The organism is Alcanivorax sp., assembly GCF_002733835.1.
Taxonomy (GTDB): domain Bacteria; phylum Pseudomonadota; class Gammaproteobacteria; order Pseudomonadales; family Alcanivoracaceae; genus Alcanivorax.
This window is the reverse complement of the sequence record NZ_NVWY01000016.1, coordinates 15,627-33,563: the sequence shown is the minus strand read 5'-3', so window position 1 is coordinate 33,563 and position 17,937 is coordinate 15,627. Positions and strand designations below refer to the sequence as shown.

At 60.3% G+C, this 17,937-nt stretch carries 18 protein-coding genes; 3 read left to right on the top strand and 15 right to left on the bottom strand.

All coding sequences use genetic code 11. From position 1 onward, the window contains the following. Nucleotides 1–393 precede the first annotated feature (393 nt). The gene (locus tag COA55_RS09300) at nucleotides 394–1,554 is read left to right on the top strand and encodes a lipid A deacylase LpxR family protein (protein WP_290501742.1); all 1,161 of its coding nucleotides are present in this window, start codon (nucleotides 394–396) and stop codon (nucleotides 1,552–1,554) included. Between the two features lie 190 nt (nucleotides 1,555–1,744). On the opposite strand, the gene COA55_RS09295 is transcribed toward COA55_RS09300, so the two are convergent. The 12 genes from COA55_RS09295 to COA55_RS09240 form a co-directional block, all read right to left on the bottom strand. After that, nucleotides 1,745–2,158, bottom strand: coding sequence for a YciI family protein (locus tag COA55_RS09295; RefSeq protein ID WP_063520082.1), 414 nt, complete (start codon nucleotides 2,156–2,158; stop codon nucleotides 1,745–1,747). Nucleotides 2,159–2,180: 22 nt separating this feature from the next. Further along, nucleotides 2,181–2,627, bottom strand: coding sequence for a nuclear transport factor 2 family protein (locus COA55_RS09290; RefSeq protein ID WP_290501740.1), 447 nt, complete (start codon nucleotides 2,625–2,627; stop codon nucleotides 2,181–2,183). A 459-nt stretch (nucleotides 2,628–3,086) separates the two neighbouring features. Next, complete coding sequence (locus tag COA55_RS09285) at nucleotides 3,087–4,343, bottom strand: RNA polymerase sigma factor (RefSeq protein ID WP_290501739.1); 1,257 nt, start codon at nucleotides 4,341–4,343, stop codon at nucleotides 3,087–3,089. A 16-nt stretch (nucleotides 4,344–4,359) separates the two neighbouring features. After that, nucleotides 4,360–4,743 carry a CbiX/SirB N-terminal domain-containing protein gene (locus COA55_RS09280; protein ID WP_290501737.1) on the bottom strand — a complete coding sequence of 128 codons (384 nt, stop codon included), beginning with the start codon at nucleotides 4,741–4,743 and terminating at the stop codon, nucleotides 4,360–4,362. A gap of 96 nt (nucleotides 4,744–4,839) precedes the next feature. Further along, nucleotides 4,840–5,649 (bottom strand): histone deacetylase, encoded by an 810-nt coding sequence (locus COA55_RS09275; RefSeq protein WP_363970148.1) that lies wholly within the window; start codon nucleotides 5,647–5,649, stop codon nucleotides 4,840–4,842. 136 nt (nucleotides 5,650–5,785) lie between these two features. Further along, a complete protein-coding gene (locus COA55_RS09270) occupies nucleotides 5,786–7,171 on the bottom strand; it encodes an efflux transporter outer membrane subunit (RefSeq protein WP_290501733.1) in 1,386 nt (461 codons plus the stop codon). Continuing rightward, nucleotides 7,164–9,098, bottom strand: coding sequence for a MacB family efflux pump subunit (locus COA55_RS09265; RefSeq protein WP_290501731.1), 1,935 nt, complete (start codon nucleotides 9,096–9,098; stop codon nucleotides 7,164–7,166). Before COA55_RS09265 ends, COA55_RS09270 begins: the two co-directional genes overlap by 8 nt. Continuing rightward, complete coding sequence (locus COA55_RS09260) at nucleotides 9,098–10,258, bottom strand: efflux RND transporter periplasmic adaptor subunit (RefSeq protein ID WP_063537191.1); 1,161 nt, start codon at nucleotides 10,256–10,258, stop codon at nucleotides 9,098–9,100. Before COA55_RS09260 ends, COA55_RS09265 begins: the two co-directional genes overlap by 1 nt. Before the next feature lie 232 nt (nucleotides 10,259–10,490). Then, entirely contained in the window at nucleotides 10,491–11,171 is a 681-nt protein-coding gene (locus COA55_RS09255) for a DUF4336 domain-containing protein (protein ID WP_290501729.1), read from the bottom strand. Between the two features lie 59 nt (nucleotides 11,172–11,230). Beyond that, nucleotides 11,231–11,446, bottom strand: a complete 216-nt coding sequence (locus COA55_RS09250) for a DUF3820 family protein (RefSeq protein ID WP_063519858.1) — start codon at nucleotides 11,444–11,446, stop codon at nucleotides 11,231–11,233. A 119-nt stretch (nucleotides 11,447–11,565) separates the two neighbouring features. After that, a complete protein-coding gene (locus COA55_RS09245) occupies nucleotides 11,566–12,420 on the bottom strand; it encodes a cation diffusion facilitator family transporter (protein WP_290501775.1) in 855 nt (284 codons plus the stop codon). 80 nt (nucleotides 12,421–12,500) lie between these two features. Beyond that, nucleotides 12,501–12,842, bottom strand: coding sequence for a DUF3703 domain-containing protein (locus tag COA55_RS09240; RefSeq protein WP_290501726.1), 342 nt, complete (start codon nucleotides 12,840–12,842; stop codon nucleotides 12,501–12,503). Between the two features lie 96 nt (nucleotides 12,843–12,938). Between COA55_RS09240 and COA55_RS09235 the strand changes: the two genes are divergently transcribed. Together COA55_RS09235 and COA55_RS09230 are read left to right on the top strand one after the other, a co-directional pair. Then, nucleotides 12,939–13,355 carry a helix-turn-helix domain-containing protein gene (locus COA55_RS09235; RefSeq protein ID WP_290501725.1) on the top strand — a complete coding sequence of 139 codons (417 nt, stop codon included), beginning with the start codon at nucleotides 12,939–12,941 and terminating at the stop codon, nucleotides 13,353–13,355. A 170-nt stretch (nucleotides 13,356–13,525) separates the two neighbouring features. Continuing rightward, a complete protein-coding gene (locus COA55_RS09230) occupies nucleotides 13,526–13,918 on the top strand; it encodes a hypothetical protein (protein ID WP_290501723.1) in 393 nt (130 codons plus the stop codon). A 194-nt stretch (nucleotides 13,919–14,112) separates the two neighbouring features. On the opposite strand, the gene COA55_RS09225 is transcribed toward COA55_RS09230, so the two are convergent. The 3 genes from COA55_RS09225 to COA55_RS09215 all read right to left on the bottom strand — a co-directional run bounded on the left by COA55_RS09225 (nucleotide 14,113) and on the right by COA55_RS09215 (nucleotide 17,838). Next, the gene (locus COA55_RS09225; protein WP_290501721.1) at nucleotides 14,113–15,225 is read right to left on the bottom strand and encodes a DUF1513 domain-containing protein; all 1,113 of its coding nucleotides are present in this window, start codon (nucleotides 15,223–15,225) and stop codon (nucleotides 14,113–14,115) included. Nucleotides 15,226–15,372: 147 nt separating this feature from the next. Next, the gene (locus tag COA55_RS09220) at nucleotides 15,373–16,407 is read right to left on the bottom strand and encodes an imelysin family protein (RefSeq protein ID WP_290501720.1); all 1,035 of its coding nucleotides are present in this window, start codon (nucleotides 16,405–16,407) and stop codon (nucleotides 15,373–15,375) included. 36 nt (nucleotides 16,408–16,443) lie between these two features. Beyond that, nucleotides 16,444–17,838, bottom strand: coding sequence for a di-heme oxidoredictase family protein (locus COA55_RS09215; RefSeq protein ID WP_063537192.1), 1,395 nt, complete (start codon nucleotides 17,836–17,838; stop codon nucleotides 16,444–16,446). Nucleotides 17,839–17,937 lie beyond the last annotated feature (99 nt).

The window sequence follows — 17,937 nt, the reverse complement described above, 5'->3', positions numbered from 1 at the left end:
AGTCTGTTGACCATCAGGTCATGGATATGAAATCGAGGCTACGCCCTCTCCATAAGCAAGCTCAATGACCGAAGTGAACGGCAGGAGCGGGGATCTGGTCATTTCCCAGAGGGAGTGCAGGGTTCGGGAAGAATCGAAAAATTCGATTAAATGGCCAACCCTGTCGCACTGTTTCATCGAACAGTCATCGCCCATTCTAGTCCCATTGAACACTCAGCGGCTCAACGATGGCGCCGCTGCCGCTGGCAGAACAACAACTCTCTGTAGAAACAGGCAACAACCGCCCAGCAACGCGATACCGACCATGCGCGTGCGGGGCATACCGTACGCGTCACTGAATTGCAGTTCTGGCGAGCCGCTTGTGGGCTCCCGGAGTGAGACGGATACGGAGCCATGACAGAGAACACACGCGACAGCCTTTTTCCCTCCCCCGGTTTTCGGGCCACAGCCTTACTGGCGATCGCCATGCTGGCGAGCCCGGGACTGAGCGTCGCCGCGCCCCTGTCCGACACCGCCTCGCCGCTGGCCCGGGCCGCAGACCCGGGACTCACCGAAATGCGCCCACGCCAACCCCGCCCTCAACCGCAGCAGGAGCGCGAAACCGGTAGCTGGGCGCTGACCCTGGATAACGACATGCTGGTGCCGGGCACCCGTGATCAGGATTACACCTACGGCCTCAGCATGGCCGCCACCGGCACCCGGGCACGGGATTTTCTGCTTTCCCTGGACACCCCGCTGGGCTGGATCGATACCGCCCTGGGCCTCAATAGCCTGTCCGGGAGCCGGGTTCGCGGCCACAGTTTTGAAGCGGGCATTTTCGGCTTCACCCCGGAACAGAAAGAGCGGCCTGAGCCCCTCTACGACGACCGCCCCTACGCCAGCATGATCTACCTTTCCAGCAGCCGCGTGCAGGTGAATCCCGACGACCAGGTGGCCTGGCACAGCACCCTGACACTGGGCGCCCTGGGGCTGGATCTGGCCGGCAACATTCAAAATGGCGTGCACAAGGTCATCGGCAGTGAACAAGCGGAAGGCTGGGACCACCAGATCAGCGATGGCGGCGAACCCACCGCTCGCTACTCGGTGGCCCGGCAGAAGACCCTGCCCATTTCCAGCGACAATCTGGAAGTGAAAAGCACCGTGGAAGGCTCCGTGGGTTACCTCACCGAAGCACGCTGGAGCCTGAGCTTTCGTGCCGGGCGCCTGCGCAGCCCCTGGTGGCAGAGCAACCCGGAACTGACCCGCTACGGCGAACGCAACAACACCACCGCCACCAGTGAGGACAACGAACACTATGTGTGGGGCGGCATCGCGCTGGTCGGGCGCGCCTACAATGCGTTTCTGCAGGGCCAGTTCCGGGACAGCGATGTGCGCTACGACAGCGACGAAGTAAACCATGGCGTCGCCGAAGCCTGGCTGGGTTACACCTATGCCTTCAGTGACGGCTACCGGCTCAGCTATGTCCTGCGCGGCCACACCTCCGAACTGAAAGAGGGCGTGGGCGACCGCAATGTACTGTGGGGCGGTTTGGTTTTTGCGAAGACCTTTGATTAGGACCTGTTAACACTACCGAGGTGACGCCTGTTGAGCCCCCCAAAGTTTTAGGGCGCCTCTGAAAAAAGACAGGCAGGCTGTGGGAAGCGATGCTTGCATCGCGACAGGACCGGCCACACCCGACGTTATTCGTGATGCAAGCATCACTTTCCAAAGAAAATCAGGGGTGCCGGGCGTTTTCAAAAACGCTTTAGTCCGTCACCTTCTCGTTTTCCGATACGGCGTCCGCATAAGGCACGGCATCCGACGACTCGCCGTAGATATCGCGCACCGGCCGCACCTCGATGCTGCCGTAGCGTGCCGGCGGAATACGGCTGGCCACTCGGATCGCATCGTTCAGGTCATTGGCGTCGATCAGGTAAAAGCCCGCCAGCTGCTCCTTGGTTTCCGCAAAGGGGCCATCGGTGACACTCACCTGCCCGTCGCGCAAACGCACCGTGGTCGCCGTGGACACCGGTTGCAGGGCGGAGCCATCCAGCATCACGCCGGACTCCTGCAAGCCGCCGCTGTAGGATTGGCACTCCTGGTTAAGCGATTGCCAGTGATCATCGCCACGTTCCTGCATCGCCGCTTCGTTGTAATACACCAGACATAGATATTTCATCGTGCTCTCTCCCGGGCCGGTTTTAATGAAAAGGTACCGGTGCGTGCTCCGGTTGCCACGTCATAATCAGCGACATGTCCTCCGGATTGAACGGGCAGGAAAAGTGTTCGTGCACAATCTTCCACTGGTCGCCATCACGTTTCCACACATGTGTACAGCGCATCCAGCCGCCCTGCTTTTCCCCTTCCACGGTGGCACCGCAATGGGTCAGGCTGTGCGACACCGCCAGGGAATCGGATGCTTCCACAACCAGGTCGTGCATCTCGAAAAACGCTTCCGCCGGGCAGGACTCCATGCACTTTTGCCAATGCGCCCGATACGCTTTCTCGCCAGATACCTGAATAGCCAGAATGGCATCGAATGAACGGATAGCCGGGTGATAGAGGGCCATGATCGCCTCGACATCATTATCGGCTGCGCCTTTCAGCCAGCGGCGAGTCAGGTCCTGAATGGTTGCTTCAATGCTCATGTTCAACTCCTTTATGGGTCACTTTCCCATTAGTCGAACCTGAAACCCCGCTTTCGACAGCGCCCCTGTTTATTTTATTCATCGCAGAATTAAGCGGTGAGCCAATTTCAGGCGTTGTCTTTTTATCCACCCCGCGCAACCGCTAGACGCCGGATGCCCGACGACGGACGCTTGCATTCAAAACCTGAACACTATGGCCGCCGTGCTTTCCGCGCAAAATGCATTGCCCGATTATTGCCGGAATGATGGCCCTGACTATTCCTTAAAATAACGCTCAAAAGAGACACCGCAATAACGACGGCCTCTCAGGCTATGGGGTTTTACGTCAGGCATTCGGCGTCCAGCGTTTGGCAAAGTGCCAAGTATTTGCGAGAACCCATCAAACAGCGAGAAGCGTGTTATCCATTCGAACCCGCGATGAGCTATTTGTTTCAAAACTCCGCTGACCGCGAAAAACCGCTACCTGGAAAGGTCGGCAAGCCGTTGTTGCAGAAAGCGTTTCTCCGCTGGTTGCGTCGCCAATGCCAGTGCTTGCGTGTAGGCCTGAGCCGCCGCGTCCTGATGGCCCAACTGCCGGTGCATATCGGCCAGTGCGGCATGGGCCAGGTGATACCCTTGCAGGGCCTTGTTCTCCATCAGCGGCTCCAGCGACTGCAAGCCCGCCTCCGGTCCATCACGCATGGCCAGGGCCGCCGCCCGATTGAGCGCCACGATGGGGGTCGGCATATGCTGCATCAACAGATCATAGAGTCCGACGATTTCCTGCCAGTCGGTCTCCGCACTGCTGGGTGACTGTGCATGCACTGCCGCAATGGCGGCCTGCAGGGTATAAGGCCCGAAGCGCCGTGACAGCAAGGCCTGGCGCACCAGCTGATCGGCGCGCTGGATTTCCTGCCGGTCCCAGAGACTGCGCTGCTGGTTTCCCAGTAGCACCAGCTCGCCTTGCGCATCCGTTCGCGTGGCCCGACGAGCATGGTGAAGCAACATCAGCGCCAGCAAGCCCTGGCATTCCGGGTCCGGCTGGTCGGTGCGTTCCGCCAACAAGGCCAGCACCAGCTCGGCCAGGCGAATCGCTTCCTCACTGAGATCATGGCGCAACGCCTGCTCGCCGGACGATGCCAGATAGCCCTCGTTGAACACCAGATAGATCACCTGCAGGACCGACTGCAGACGTTCCGCCAATGCCGCGCCTTCCGGCACCTCGTAGGGAATTTTCGCATCGCGGATCTTGCCCTTGGCGCGGACAATACGCTGGGCTACGGTGGCGGGTTTGCTGAGAAAGGCGCGGGCGATGGCTTCCGTGGTGAGTCCACACACTTCCCGTAATGTCAGCGCCACCTGTGCTTGCGGCGCCAGCCCCGGGTGGCAACAGGTGAAGATCAGGCGCAGCCGGTCATCCTCGATGGCGGCATTCTCTATCTCCATTTCCACCGTCGCCTGGGCGGCAAGGTGATCCGCCTGCTCACGCAATAGCGCGTCGTAACGGGCACGGCGGCGTAACTGATCGATGGCCTTGAAGCGCCCCGCAGAGACCAGCCAGGCACGGGGATTGTCCGGCACGCCGTCTTCCGGCCATTGCCTCAGGGCGGCGACAAACGCTTCCTGCAAGGCATCTTCTGCCAGGTCGAAATCCCCCAGCAGACGAATCAGTGTCGCCAGTACCCGGCGGGACTCGCTGGCAAAAATCCGTTGAAGCGTGGTTTCCATGTCATCCATGACAGCCGGGTCCGGGTCAGTTTTCCTGTTCCTGAAGATGCTGCACCACCAGCGGTGCGAGCCCGGCGGCACTGCCAAAATAACGCATCAATTCGATATCCAGATCCGGGAAACGCTCGCGGGCCTCTTCAATCTGTGCCGGAATATCCTTGCCCACGTGTTTCCCCTTGTTGAAGAACAGCGGGTAAAGCTGCACGGCTGTCACCGGCTGATGTTCCAGCTGTTGGATCGCTTCGATCAAAGAGGGTGTCGCCAACTCGAGAAAACAGGGCAATACGGCCACGTATTCCTGCCCGGCGGCGTGGGCAGATTCCGCCACGGTGTCCACCAGCGCACGAAACTCGTCGTTGGCCGTTTCACTACGGCTGCCATGGGCCATGATCAACAGGGCTTTGGACATGAGAGCTCCTTCGGAGCAGTTGAAAGTTAAAAGTTGAAAGTTAAAAGCGACACAAAACGCAATGTCATATCACCGGCCTTGACCGCGTTTGAACGTTTAACTTTCAACTTTTAACTCAAAGGCTTGCTCTATAACGATGGCATGGCGCTGCGCCAGCGCGTCACGATCATCATCGTAGCCGCCCCCGATCACCGTGGCCACAGGAACGTTACGCTGACGACAACGGGCAAGGACGCCCCGGTCGCGATCGGCGATACCCTGCTCGGAAATATGCAGGCGCCCCAACGGATCGTGCTGAAAGATATCCACGCCGGCGTCATAAAAAACCAGATCCGGCTGCACTGAATCCAGTAATCGATCCAGCGTCTCAAACACCGTATCCAGATAGTCCTGATCCGTCATACCCAGCGGCAACCCCACATCCAGATCGCTTTTCATCTTGCGCACCGGAAAGTTTTTCTCGCAATGAATGGAGCAGGTAAACGCCCGAGGCTTATCTGTCAGCATGGCTGCAGTGCCATCGCCCTGATGTACATCGCAATCAAACATCCGGGCTTTTTTCACCACGCCCCGGTTCAGTAACTGGCGCACCGCAAACGCCTGATCATTGAAGATGCAGAAACCGGAACCGAAATCGTAGTGGCCGTGATGGGTGCCGCCGGCCAGATGACAGGCGATACCGTGCTGCAGTGCCAGCTGCGCCGTCATCAAGGCTTCTCTCCACGGCAACCCCATGCGCCGCAGCGCCCTGGCATCCAGCGTCCCGTCCACCATGGCTGATACGTATTGTGGGCAATGCGCCTGACTTAACAGTGCCGCCTTGGCCCGGCCGGGGCGGAATTCGTTATCGCCATGGGCAATACCCCGGCTGCGCAGGTAGCCATGCAGCCGGGCAAATTTTTCCATGGGAAAACGATGTTTGCCGGGAAAGGGAAAGCTGTATTCGGGATGATAAACAAGCGGCAGCACGGCCGACCTGACAGGCTGGAGTCGATCGTCGTATTGTGTCGGTTAGCGGATCAAGCGGCAAACCAGCGGCACTTCAGGATTCCGCAGGTGCCTTTCCCCCTTCACCCAATACCCGGTACAGAGTGATGCGCGACTGATACTGGTTGTAGATCAGATCCAGGCTGTTCTGGCGCGCACTGTTAAAACTGCTTTGCGCGCTGAGCACATCGGTGAGCTCGGTTTCGCCTTCCTGATAACGAACCTGCGCCACCCGATAGGCTTCCTCGGCTTGCTGGTATGCCTCTTCACGATACTGCTGCTGCTCGGCCAACCCCTGCACATTACTCAACGATTGCTCCACTTCCTGCAGGGCCACCAGCAAGGTGCCGGTATAACTGGCCACCTGCTCTTGCCAGGCGGCCTTGCTCTGATTGATCCGCGCATTGCGGGCACCGCCATCAAACAGGGTTTGCGCCAACGACACGCCCAGGCTGTACACCGCATCGCCGTTGAACAACGACGACAGGGCACTGCTGGCATAACCGCCACTACCGGTGAGCGTGATGGAGGGCCAGTAGTCCGCCCGGGCGGCGGCCACAGAATAATCCGCGGCCATCAGGCTGGCCTGGGCCTGGGCAATATCCGGGCGCTGGGCCAGCACCTGATCCGGTAAACCGGCCTGGATCTCCGGCAGCTGCAGATTGCTCAGGGTACCGCCACCCACCTGGAATGCCTGCGGCATTTCTCCCACCAATACCGCCAGCGCATAACGGCTTTGCCGCAGCTGGTGACGCAAGGACGGCAACTGCGCTTTCACATTGGCGACCACGGTTTTCTGCTGGGCCAGATCCTGGGGGGAGACGGCACCGTTCTCTACCTTGGCCTGCACCACATCCAGCACTTGTTGGGCCAGCGCCAGATTCTCTTCCGACAGGGCCAGGTTGTCCTGCAGATACAGCACCTGCAGATAGGTATTCACCACACTGGCAATCACCGTGAGCTGCACGGTATCGCGACTGAACTGGCTGGCCAGCAGGGAGGCCCGCGCCACATCACGGCTATTGCGAAGCTGCCCCCACAGGTCCAGCTCGTAGCTGGCACTCACGGAGGCGTTGTAGCTTTCACTGCTACCGCTTTCGCCGAATACACCACTGCGGCTGCCGCCGGCGCCCAATCCCAGGGTCGGAAACAGGGCTGAACCAGCCTGACTGAGTTGCGCATCCGCTTGCTCGACCCGCGCCGTCGCCGCCAGTAAATCCGTGTTAGCCGCCAGCGCCTGGTCCACCAACCGATCCAGTTCCGCACTGTTGAACTGCTGCCACCATTGCGGGTGATGCACCATGGCTTGGCTGGCCTGCTGCTGGTTAAGCCATTGTGCCGGCATGTTTTGTTCGGGCGCCTCCAGCCCGGACCGCATGGCGCAGCCGGATAACAGAACAACAACCGTCACCCATACCAACTTGTTCATTGCCTTAGTCATTACTGAGTGCCTCCACAGGGTTCAGACGCGCGGCCTTCAATGCGGGGGCAAAGCCAAACAACAGGCCGATGCCCGCGGCACAAACAAACGCGGCCACCATCACTGGCACCGAGAACACAATGGCCATGCCGAAAGCGTCCAGCAGCCAGCCCACCAGTACCCCAATCACCACACCGATCACGCCACCCAGCGCAGACACCACCACCGCTTCGGTAAGAAACTGCTGCAGGATATTGCGCTGACGAGCGCCGGTGGCCATGCGGATACCAATTTCGTGAATACGCTCGGTCACGCTCACCAGCATGATGTTCATCACCCCGATCCCCCCCACCAATAATGAAATCGCCGCGATGGAGCCCAGCAGCAACGTCAGGGTGTTCTGGGTTTCCGACACCATATCCAACAAGGACGCCATATTGAAAACCCGCACATCCTCCTTCCCGTGACGCTGGGTCAACAGGTTAACCGCCGCAGTTTCGGTCTCATCAATGATGGCAACGTCATCCACGGCCAGGGTGATGGAACGCAGATAATTCTGGCCGAACAGGCGCAGGGTGCCCGTCGACAAAGGCACGAACACCACATCGTCCTGATCATCCCCCCAGTCGGTCGCCCCCTGGCGGCTCATCACACCGATCACCTGGAAGGGAATACTGTTGAGCAACAGAAACTGGCCCAACGGATCACTGTCCGGAAACAGGTTGGCTTTCACCGTCTGCCCAATCACGGCCACCGGCGCGTAGCTGGCTTCATCACTGCGGTTGAAATACACCCCTTGCACCGGCTCCCAGTCGCGCAGGCTGGGGTAATCCGCACTCACCGCCTGCACACTGGTGGAAATATCCTTGCCGTTGGCCCGCGCCGTTACGCCGCCGGAAATTTCCGGTACGGCAACGCGAATATTGGGCAGGGTTTTCAGGGCTTCGGCATCCTCCGGCACCAGGGTGGCGATCACCCCGTCGGCAACGCGCTGTTGGCCCCGGTCCGGCCGGATCACCAGCAGGTTCACGCCGCGCTCGCCAATGCGGGCCACCACGTCTTCCTTGGCGCCCTGGCCAATGGCCAGCATCACCACCACCGAGCCCACACCGATCACAATACCGAGCAAGGTAAGCAAGGTGCGCAGCCAGTTGGCGTGCAATGAGCGCAACGCCATGACCACGGATTCCAGCACTTCACCCAGGTCTGGAAAGCGGCTTTCCTGCGTCGGTTGCGGCACGGCGTGGGCCGCCTCCACACGGTGCGGGCGGCGACGGCGATCATCAATCACCTGTCCGTCGCGGATTTCCACTACCCGGTCGGCGTGCTCAGCCACCGCAGCATCGTGGGTAATCACGATCACCGTGTGGCCCTGTTCCGCCAGCGCCTTGAGCTGGCCCATCACCGCGTCACCGCTAACGCTGTCCAGCGCGCCAGTGGGTTCATCGGCGAGAATCACCTTGCCTCCGTTCATCAAGGCTCGGGCAATGGATACCCGCTGCTGCTGGCCACCGGACAGTTGGTTGGGCCGGTTTTCCAGTTTGTCCTGCAAGCCCAGATCAGCGAGCAGGGTCTGGGCGCGCTGTTTGCGCTCTTCTCGGGGCAGCCCCGCATAAATGGCGGGCAGGGCCACATTTTCCCAGGCGCTGGCGGTGCCTATCAGGTGGTAGCTCTGGAATACAAAACCGAACATCTCCCGGCGCAGCCAGGCCAGCTGCTCATGGTCCATGTCGGTCACCGCCCGCCCGGCGAAGCGGTAAACTCCGTCACTGGGTTGATCCAGGCAACCCAGAATGTGCATCAGTGTGGATTTGCCGGACCCGGAGCTACCCATGATGGCCACAAATTCGCCCGCCTCGATGGACAGGTCGATGCCATGCAGGACTTCCACTTCCTGCTCACCGGCCGGGTAACGTTTGCGGATGCCCGCCAGTTCGATCAGTGCCATCAGAACAATCCGCCGCGACGCGGACGGTCTTTTGACGCCCCGGCGGCTTGCCGGGCGGCCTGCCCCAGCAGCACCGTATCCCCTTCGTTCAAGCCTTCGAGAATCACCGTGCGCACCCGGTTATTGATGCCGGCTTTCACCGTCTTGTTCTGTGGCTGACCATCACTGCCCGGAACCTGCACCTGCCACTGGCCACGATCATTACGTTTCACCGCCGCCACCGGCAGGTTCAGCACATCCTTTTCCGAGTTCACGACAAAAAACACCTGGGCCGTCATCCCCGACATCAGCTTGCCCTGGGGGTTGGCGATATCGAATTCGGCGGTGTACAGCACCACGTTGTTCACCACTTCCGGGGTGGGCAGCACCTGGCGCAAGGTACTGTCATAACGCACCTGGCCATTGCCCAGGGTATTGAAGTAGACCGGCATGCCTGCCGCGAGGCGATCCACATCCGCTTCCGAGACCTGGGTCGATACCGTCATGGTGGACAGGTCGGCGATCCGCATCAGCGTCGGCGTGGTCTGGTTGGCATTGAGGGTTTGTCCTTCACGGGCCTCCAGGCTGACCACAGTGCCACTGCGTGGCGCATAGATTTTTGCGTACCCAAGGTTGGCCTGGTCGCCTTCCACGCTGGCCTGCTTCTGACGAATCTGGGCTTTCAATACCTTGATCTGGGCGCGGGTAATGACCCGCGTGGAACGGGCGCTCTGAAAAGCATCGTCACTGGTGGCATTGGCAGCACGCAGCCGCTGTTGGCGCTGAAACTGCAGTTCGGCCAGATTCAGCTCGGCTTCACGTTGCTCCAGCTGCGCTCGCAGGGCTTCCAGTTCCGCCAGGCCCGCGTCCACCTGGGTTTGCTGTACAGAGGCGTCGATTTCCGCCAGCAATTGGCCCTGCTCCACACTGTCACCCACATCCACATGCAGCCGGGTAAGCTGGCCGGAGACCTGCGCACCCACGTCCACATAATCGCCCGGCTCCAGGGTGCCCAGCGCAGTGACCAGTTCTTCCACGTCGCCACGCTCCACCGTCGCCGTTTGCCACTGCGTAACCGGCGCCGACGTAAACCCCCAGCGCCAACCGGCAAGCAGCAGGGATACCATCAGAATGACAAACAAAAGAGCCGCTTTCGGATAACGGCGAATCCAGCGGGACATGGGCAATTCCACAGACCAGTAATGATGGTTGAGGAATATAGCGGGAAAAGTTGCAAAAAATATGGAGAGGAGGAAAACAAGCTTCAAGCTGCAACGCGGATTGGGGGCGCGGCCACACGTTAACCGCTCTGCCCGCGAAAGATCAGTTGAAAGTTCAAAGTGAAAAGTTGAAAAGGAAAACCAGGGAACGTTCCCTGTTTCCCTATCCAGTCTTGTAGCTTGTAGCTATTCCCTAGAACAACCACTCCATCCCATGACGGACCTGGTTGCGGGCGTTTTCAGTGATCACCTCACCGTGGGCCAGGCTGAGCCTTTCGAAGGGCCACTCCAGAATGCGGGTGACGCTGGCGCGGGCCTTGCGACGATTCAGGTAAACCAGGCGCAGCACCGGATGCCAACCCGGGGACTTCCACAGCCCTCCCAGCTTCAGATACCAGCGGGTGAAACCGTGGTCACATTGATGAAAGTTTTCAATCAGGTCCGCCGCAATCAGAGTCTTGCTGGGCTGATGGTAGAACACCGTCTCGTGCAACATTGAGCCTTCAATAAAGACCAGCTCAAAGTCATCTCCCCAGTCCGGATGGGGTGTTTCCGAGAGTACCGCATCCAGCGACAGATCCTTGCGTTTGCTCGCCAGTTTCGCCGGCCCGTGCAACACCGCCTGCGGGTAACGCTGTTTCACTTCAGCGGCAAAAACATGGTGAAAAAGATTGGGGCAAACAATGTGGGTCACCTCGCCCAACGCCGCCAGCTCCTGGGCAAGAGGCTCATCCACCGGCACCGGGGAATGCAGCAGCAAACCGCCAGCAGACAATTTGATCACGGTCATGCGGGCACCCACGTGTAGCCCCATGAAGCTATGGGGAACCGAATACGCCCACACATTATTGGCAACAACATCGAGTAACGGCACAGCTGGCTCCTGAACATGGCAATGACCTCAGGATACCTGCTTGATTCAGCGGATACAGCCTATTTACGCAACGGCTCCAACAAGTTTTCCGTGCCGTCCATTTTCAGCATCAAGGCCAGCGCCATCAGCCGCCCCAACTCGCCCTTCGGAAAGCCTTTTTTGGTGAACCACAGCAGATAAGGCTCAGGGAGATCAATCAGCACCCGCCCGGCATATTTACCAAACGGCATCGTGCGTTCGACCAGAGCGGTCAGGTCTTCGTGTTTGAAATCCATAGGTATCCATCGTGATGGCAGGGGCGGGCCGTGGCCAGAGAGGAAAGGGACGATCACCCGGCCCCCATTACGTTATGCAGCCTACAGCCCAGCCACCTTACCGCCAAGCACAACCCCCATCATTCACCCTCTTCATTACCCTGCTCAGCGTTACGGCACATCTCCTCCGGCCATTCCAATTCGATGGTGGAGTGGGCAAAACCGTATTCCTTCACCAGCGCGCTGAAGCGGGATTTGAGCCCCCGCAGCTCCTCCATGGGCGGCTCACCACCCAACTTGATATGGGCGCTGAACACATGCTGCTGGCCGTCCAGACTCCACACATGGACATGGTGCACACCGGCTACGGCCGGCGGTGCCTGCAAGGCGTCCACCAGAGCATCGGTATCCACCTCCGTCGGCACCGCTTGCAGGAAGACCTTCAACGATGCCCATACATTGCGCGCCACATTGAACAGAATGAACAGGGTGAAACCGATGGACAAAATGGGATCGAGAATCGGAATTTCCCAGACCATCAGCACCAGCGACACCACCAGCACAGCCACCCAGCCCAGCACATCTTCCAACAGATGCCAGCGGATCACGCTGGCATTCAGCGAGGACTGGCGCAGTAACCGCCAGGCGCCAAGCCCGTTCACCGTTACCCCGAGAATGGCCAATGCCAGCATGCCAGTGGTATCGGGCATCTCCGGTGCCCACAGCCGGGGAATGGCTTCGCTGATCACGAAGACCGAGCCCGCAATCAGCACCAGGGCATTGAGCAACGCAGCCAGCACCGACAGCCGCTGGTAGCCATAGCTGAAGCGCTGGTCCGCCTGCTTTCGACTGACTTTGCCCAACACCCACCCCATGCCGATAGCCAGGGTGTCCCCCAGGTCGTGCACCGCATCGGACAAAATCGCCACCGAATTCACCATCAGCCCACCGACAAATTCGATGATGGTGAAGGTAAAATTCAGCCAGAAGGCCATTCCGATGGCCCGGTCCTCATCACCGTGACCGTGGCCATGAGAATGATGTGAATGTGGCGAGTGTGAAGAGTGATCCTGCATCATTGTTCCTCCATCAAAACGCGCAGCGCATCAGGAACCGGCATGGACTGCAGCGGGTTCACATTGGCGCCGCCGGTATTGCCGACGGGCACCCATAACCGCGACATCACCAGCGCGGCCAACAGACGCAGCACCTGCCCGCGGATTTCTCGGCCATCCCGGCGTTGCCAGCCCACTTTCAACATCCACCAGTGGCTCAGAGTATGGGCGCCAACCCGCCGCTGTCCCAGAATATGCGCCCGCTCCAACTGGACAAACGCCCGGTCCCACTCCTGCCTGGCATAAGCCCGCCGCGCCGCCTCCATGGCGGCGTAAAACGCCCGTCGTTGCCTGTCGTGCATCATCCTGCTCCTTGATTCTGTTTCACCCTGGCTCCATTAAAAAAGCTATAGTGACTACAGGTTCAAGTCCGGTTATCCCTTTTTGACGAGGTAATCATGCCCACCCTCTTTTCCATTGGCACCCTCAGCCACGCCACCGGCTGTAAGGTGGAAACCATCCGTTATTATGAAAAAATCGGCCTGATGCCCGAACCCGCCCGCAGCGAAGGGGGCCAGCGCCGTTATCATCGTCGTCACCGGGAGCGATTGCAGTTTATCCGTCACAGCCGGGAGCTGGGCTTCACCCTGGATGACATCCGCGAACTGCTGACGCTCAGCGAACAGCACCAGCATGCCGATGCCATTGCTCGCCGTCACCGGGACGCCGTACAAAACCGCATCAGCGCACTGACCGCCCTGCGCAATGAACTGGACCGGATGATCGGCGAATGCGAGAAGGGGCACCCGGGCGAATGCCGGGTAATCGACGTACTAAGCGATCACGGGAAATGCCTGACCGAACACAGCGGGTAATCCCGGCCACAGCGCCCTGACCCGCCGGGCGCTGACACTTTTACAACAGCTTCCATACCGATATACCCCATATGGGTGAGGCGTTTTTTTCCCAGTTTCCTACAATTATTACGACGGGCTCGCTTACCGGGCCAATGAGGTCATCAACGAAGGGAACAAGGGGAACGACTATGAAATGGACCATTGGCATTGCCGCACTATTCGCCTCACAGTTTGCTGCCGCTGATTATTATTCCAGCGTCGACGACGACACCTGCTGGGATGCCCGCAACAGTCGCGGTGGCCCCTGTATGGTGGTGCACAAAACCAAATGGAGTGAGTACAGCAAGGACAACTTCATCATTACCTACCGCAACACCTGCAGCCACCGCATCTATGCCCGCTTCTGCAACGAGCGCAAGAACGGTTCCGAGGATTGCGGCGCCTCCGGCATCGGCGCGGGCAACACCAAAAGCTGGTCTACCCACAATGCCAATGGCCGCTACAGCTACAATTCCATTGGTGTGGTAAAAGGCTCCAAGGACTGGGTGTGCTCCGGCAAGGTATCCAACTGGCACGATTGAGAGCCTGCATATCGCTATTGAAAAGCCATAACGTTTAAGCCCGGCTTTCCGGGCTTAAACGCATTGCCGGTTTCCCGCTCCGAGGTTCGCGCCTCAAGAGGCACTCCTACCGAAAAGCCGACGCCCCCTGACCTGTGAGAACGGTGGTCCCACCGCGATGCAAGCAACGTTGGTTAAGCGGGAGGGGGCGCGCCTTAACTCAGCCACAGGTGGTTATCCCACCACCCCCCCGGCAGTTCCAGCCACTGGCTTTGTACCTCTGCAGTGCGGCTATCGTAGTAGCGGCATTTGCCCTGCCCCGAAGTCACCGCAAAACCGCCCGGCACCGCACCAACACCGGCACAGTCGGACATGGGCGTATCCAGCAGCGTATCGCCACTGTCCAGGTCCCAGATAAAGAAACGGTTTCCCCGTGGCGCGGTCATGGCCACTTGTCGCTGCTCGCTGTGAATGGCAATGCTGGCGGTGTATTGATCCATCATCGCCAGTTGTGCCCGGCTGACCGGGAACGGTTGATAGGCTTCCCCGGGCCGCTTGATCGCCAGCAACGGAACACTGTTGTAGGCCGGGCCATGGTACTGCTGGCCGGTAATCACGGTGCCATCGGCAGCTACATCCAGGTGGCGGATGCTGCTTTGTGCGTCAGCCAGGGTTTCCTTGCTAATCAATTCGCCATGGCGGCTCATGATCACCAGGCTGGGCGCCATGGCGTCCAGATTCATTTCCTCACGGCTGCCGCCTTCGGTGCGGATTCCGCCGTTGCCGATCACCAGGGATTCACCGTCCGGCATCCAGGCCAGCTCGTGGGGGCCGACACCATGGGTAGCCGCCTCCCCGTCATGGGTCAGCCGCAAGGAGGCTTGATCAAGGCGGTAACGCCCCAGCACTCCCCGGCCCGGTTCGCGGGTATCGTTCTCGGTGGTGTATAGCCACTCGCCGCGGGCATGGAATACGGCATGGCCGTAGAAATGCCGATCCGGCTGGCTGTGCAGGGTTTGCAGCAACCGGCCATCACGCAGGTCAATCAAGTAACTTTCCCGCGCCGGGCGGCGCCCCACATACAACGCCACCGGCAGGAACGGATGGCGAGCCACCGCATGGCAGCGCTCGGCCACCGGCGTGGCAAACGCCCGCTTGCCGTTCAGGTAATAACCCACGGCATAATGCTGACCGGCATCATCGTTGCGGGCAGATAATAGCAGGGGCGATTCACCCGCCGTGCCGGTCCATAGCGCCCAGCCACCCAGCGCGGCCACACCGGCCATCGCCGCACCCGCGCCCAGCAGCTTTCGCCGTGTCAGTGACATAACGCTCTCCTGCAAGCCCGCACTGCCAACGCCGTGCCTGGCTTTTTTAACTTTTAACGTCTAACTTTTAACGTCTAACTTTTAACTCGCAACTCGCAACTCGCAACTCGCAACTCGCAACTCGCAACTCGCAACTCGCAACGGATTCTAATCCCCGTCGTTGGCATTAAAACCAATCTGGATATTCAGGTTGCGGGCCAACTCCGTCTGCTGACGGTTTTCCAGGTTATCCAGCGCGGCATAGAGCGTCGCCAGCGTCTCGCGATGCGCCGGCTCCTGTACCAGCACCATCAACGGCGCGGGCAACGCCGCAAGCTGGTTGGCCACGGCCGCATAGGCCTGGTCGATGTCTTTCACCAGGGCCGCATCGCTGACCAGCGAACGGACCCGCTCCCATACCGCCTGCGCCCCCTGCAACGACGCCTGCAGGTTTTCAATGGACTGCCGGCTACGCCACGCTTCCGCCTGGTAAGGCTGAACCACACCCTGATTCAGCCGCCCCATGGGGGTGCCCAGCTTTTTTTTCAGTACATCCACGCCGGTGATCTGCGTGCGCAGAATCGCCGCCAGGCCTTCATCCGCCGTGGCGTAACGCTCATTGGGGAAGTCGCGCAACTGCGCCAGCATGCCGCCCGGCTCATTCCACAGCGCCAGCACCGACTCGGACAGCGCCAGCTGATGACCGGCGATACCGGTCAGCAGTGGGCAGTAACGGCCACGGCTATCCGCCAGTGCGACCGATTCATCAAACAACACATATTCAAACGCCGTCAGCCCCTGCACCACCACGCTGGCCTTCTCCAGCTGCGCGCGGGTCAGCGGATCGGCCTCGTCCAGCAAGGATTCTGTTTGCCGCACCACCATGTTGCGTTTGTCCGGCCAGAACTGAACCTGCCAGCTGCGGTTGCCTTCCGATAACGGGCCGACCATTAACGGTTGCAGGTGCGACCACCGGGACTGGGCCTGATAAAACGCGGTTTCCAGATCATCCGCCGATGCCTGCGGGGCCGCGCAGTACGTCTCCACGGCGTCGACCAGGGCAGCATTGCTGTCGCGCCACTGCTGGTGGGCCGGCAGCAGCACCTCGTTGGCCAGCTGCACGGTGACTTCCTGACGCGGGTTACTGCACGCCGTCAGCAGCATCGACAAGGAAACTGACACCAGCACAATCAAAGCACGCATGATCCATCCTCAACCTTGGAACCGTTACAGAAAAAATTACAAAGAGTTCAGAAACGCCAACAGCGCCGCCCGTTGCTCGGCGTCAAACGCCAGTACCGCGTCCCGCGACCCGGCCGCTTCGCCGCCGTGCCAGAGAATCGCTTCCATCAGGTTGCGGGCACGGCCATCGTGCAGGAACTGGGTGTGGCCATTCACCGCCTCGGTGAGGCCGATGCCCCAGAGCGGCGGCGTACGCCATTCCTGACCATTGGCCAGGAACTCCGGGCGACCGTCGGCCAGCCCCGGCCCCATGTCATGCAGCAACATGTCGGTATAGGGCCGGATGGTCTGGTTAGCCAGCTCCGGTTCGGCGGCGTCGGCACCGGTGGTGAACACCGGCACATGGCAGCCCTGGCAGTTAGCCTGGAAGAACAGGCTCTTGCCCGCCAGCACCTGCGCATCATCCACATCCCGGCGGGCGGGAACCGCCAGATTGCGGGTATAGAAAGTGACGTTGTCGAGAATCGAGTCGCTCACTTCCACCTCGCCGCCATTGGGCATGGCCAGGCAATCGGGCTGGGCAGCGGAACAGGAATCCGTTGGCACCAGATGGCTGGTCAGCCCCATGTCATTGGCGAAAGCTTCCGCATTCTGCTGGCGCAAACTGGGCTGGCCGGCTTTCCAGCCGAAACGCCCCATGGCGGTGGTGTTGTTGCTGCGATCCCAGACCCGGTTGGCCCGGCCACTGATACCATCACCGTCCTCATCCTCCGGGTCGGCATGGGCCAGCAGGTCCGCTTCCGGAATCGCTTCCAGCAGCCCCAACCCAATCACCGGCGGTGCAATGCGCGCGGAAAACAGCGTCGCCGGGTGCATCTCGCCATACGCCAGGTTGCTGAAGCTCAGGCGGGGGACGCGCAGAGCCACCTGATAACCGTCCTCAAACGTGACGATCCGGGTGCGGTAATCGACCCGTACCCGCCCCTCCGGTTCAACACCCGGAATGGCCGCATCCTGAAACTGCCCGCCGTAGGTTGGCTCGGGCATCAAGCCGCTCCGGGTCAGGTCATCGTCGGTCCCCGCCGGCACCGACAAGCGCACCAGCATGGACACCGCCTGCCTGGCATCAGGTGCGGGCGGGTGCCCGCGACCATCCTTGATATGACAGTTCTGGCACGCGTTGGTGTTGAACAGCGGCCCCAGCCCGTCACGGGCATCGGTGGAGGCCGGCGCGATTACCCAGGGGTTGCGGAAAAAGCTGTTGCCCACGCTGAAATCCAGCCGCCGCGACGGCGACAAATTGGCCAACGGCAGAGAGAAGGCGTTCTGGTCCGTCTTGGTCACCGTGGCTTCACCCGCAGACAACACCTCGCCAGGTTCGGCTTCGGTAAACGAGGGGCCGGCATCACAGGCCGCCAGCAGGGCGGCAAGGGTCAACGGGAGATATCGCAAGGGGCAGTCTTCCTTCTTTCTTGATGGCTGGCGGACAGCTGGCTAGAGAAGCGCGCCTGCAGCCCTAAGGGGGCCGCCGCCCCGTGTGCATGCGCGTCT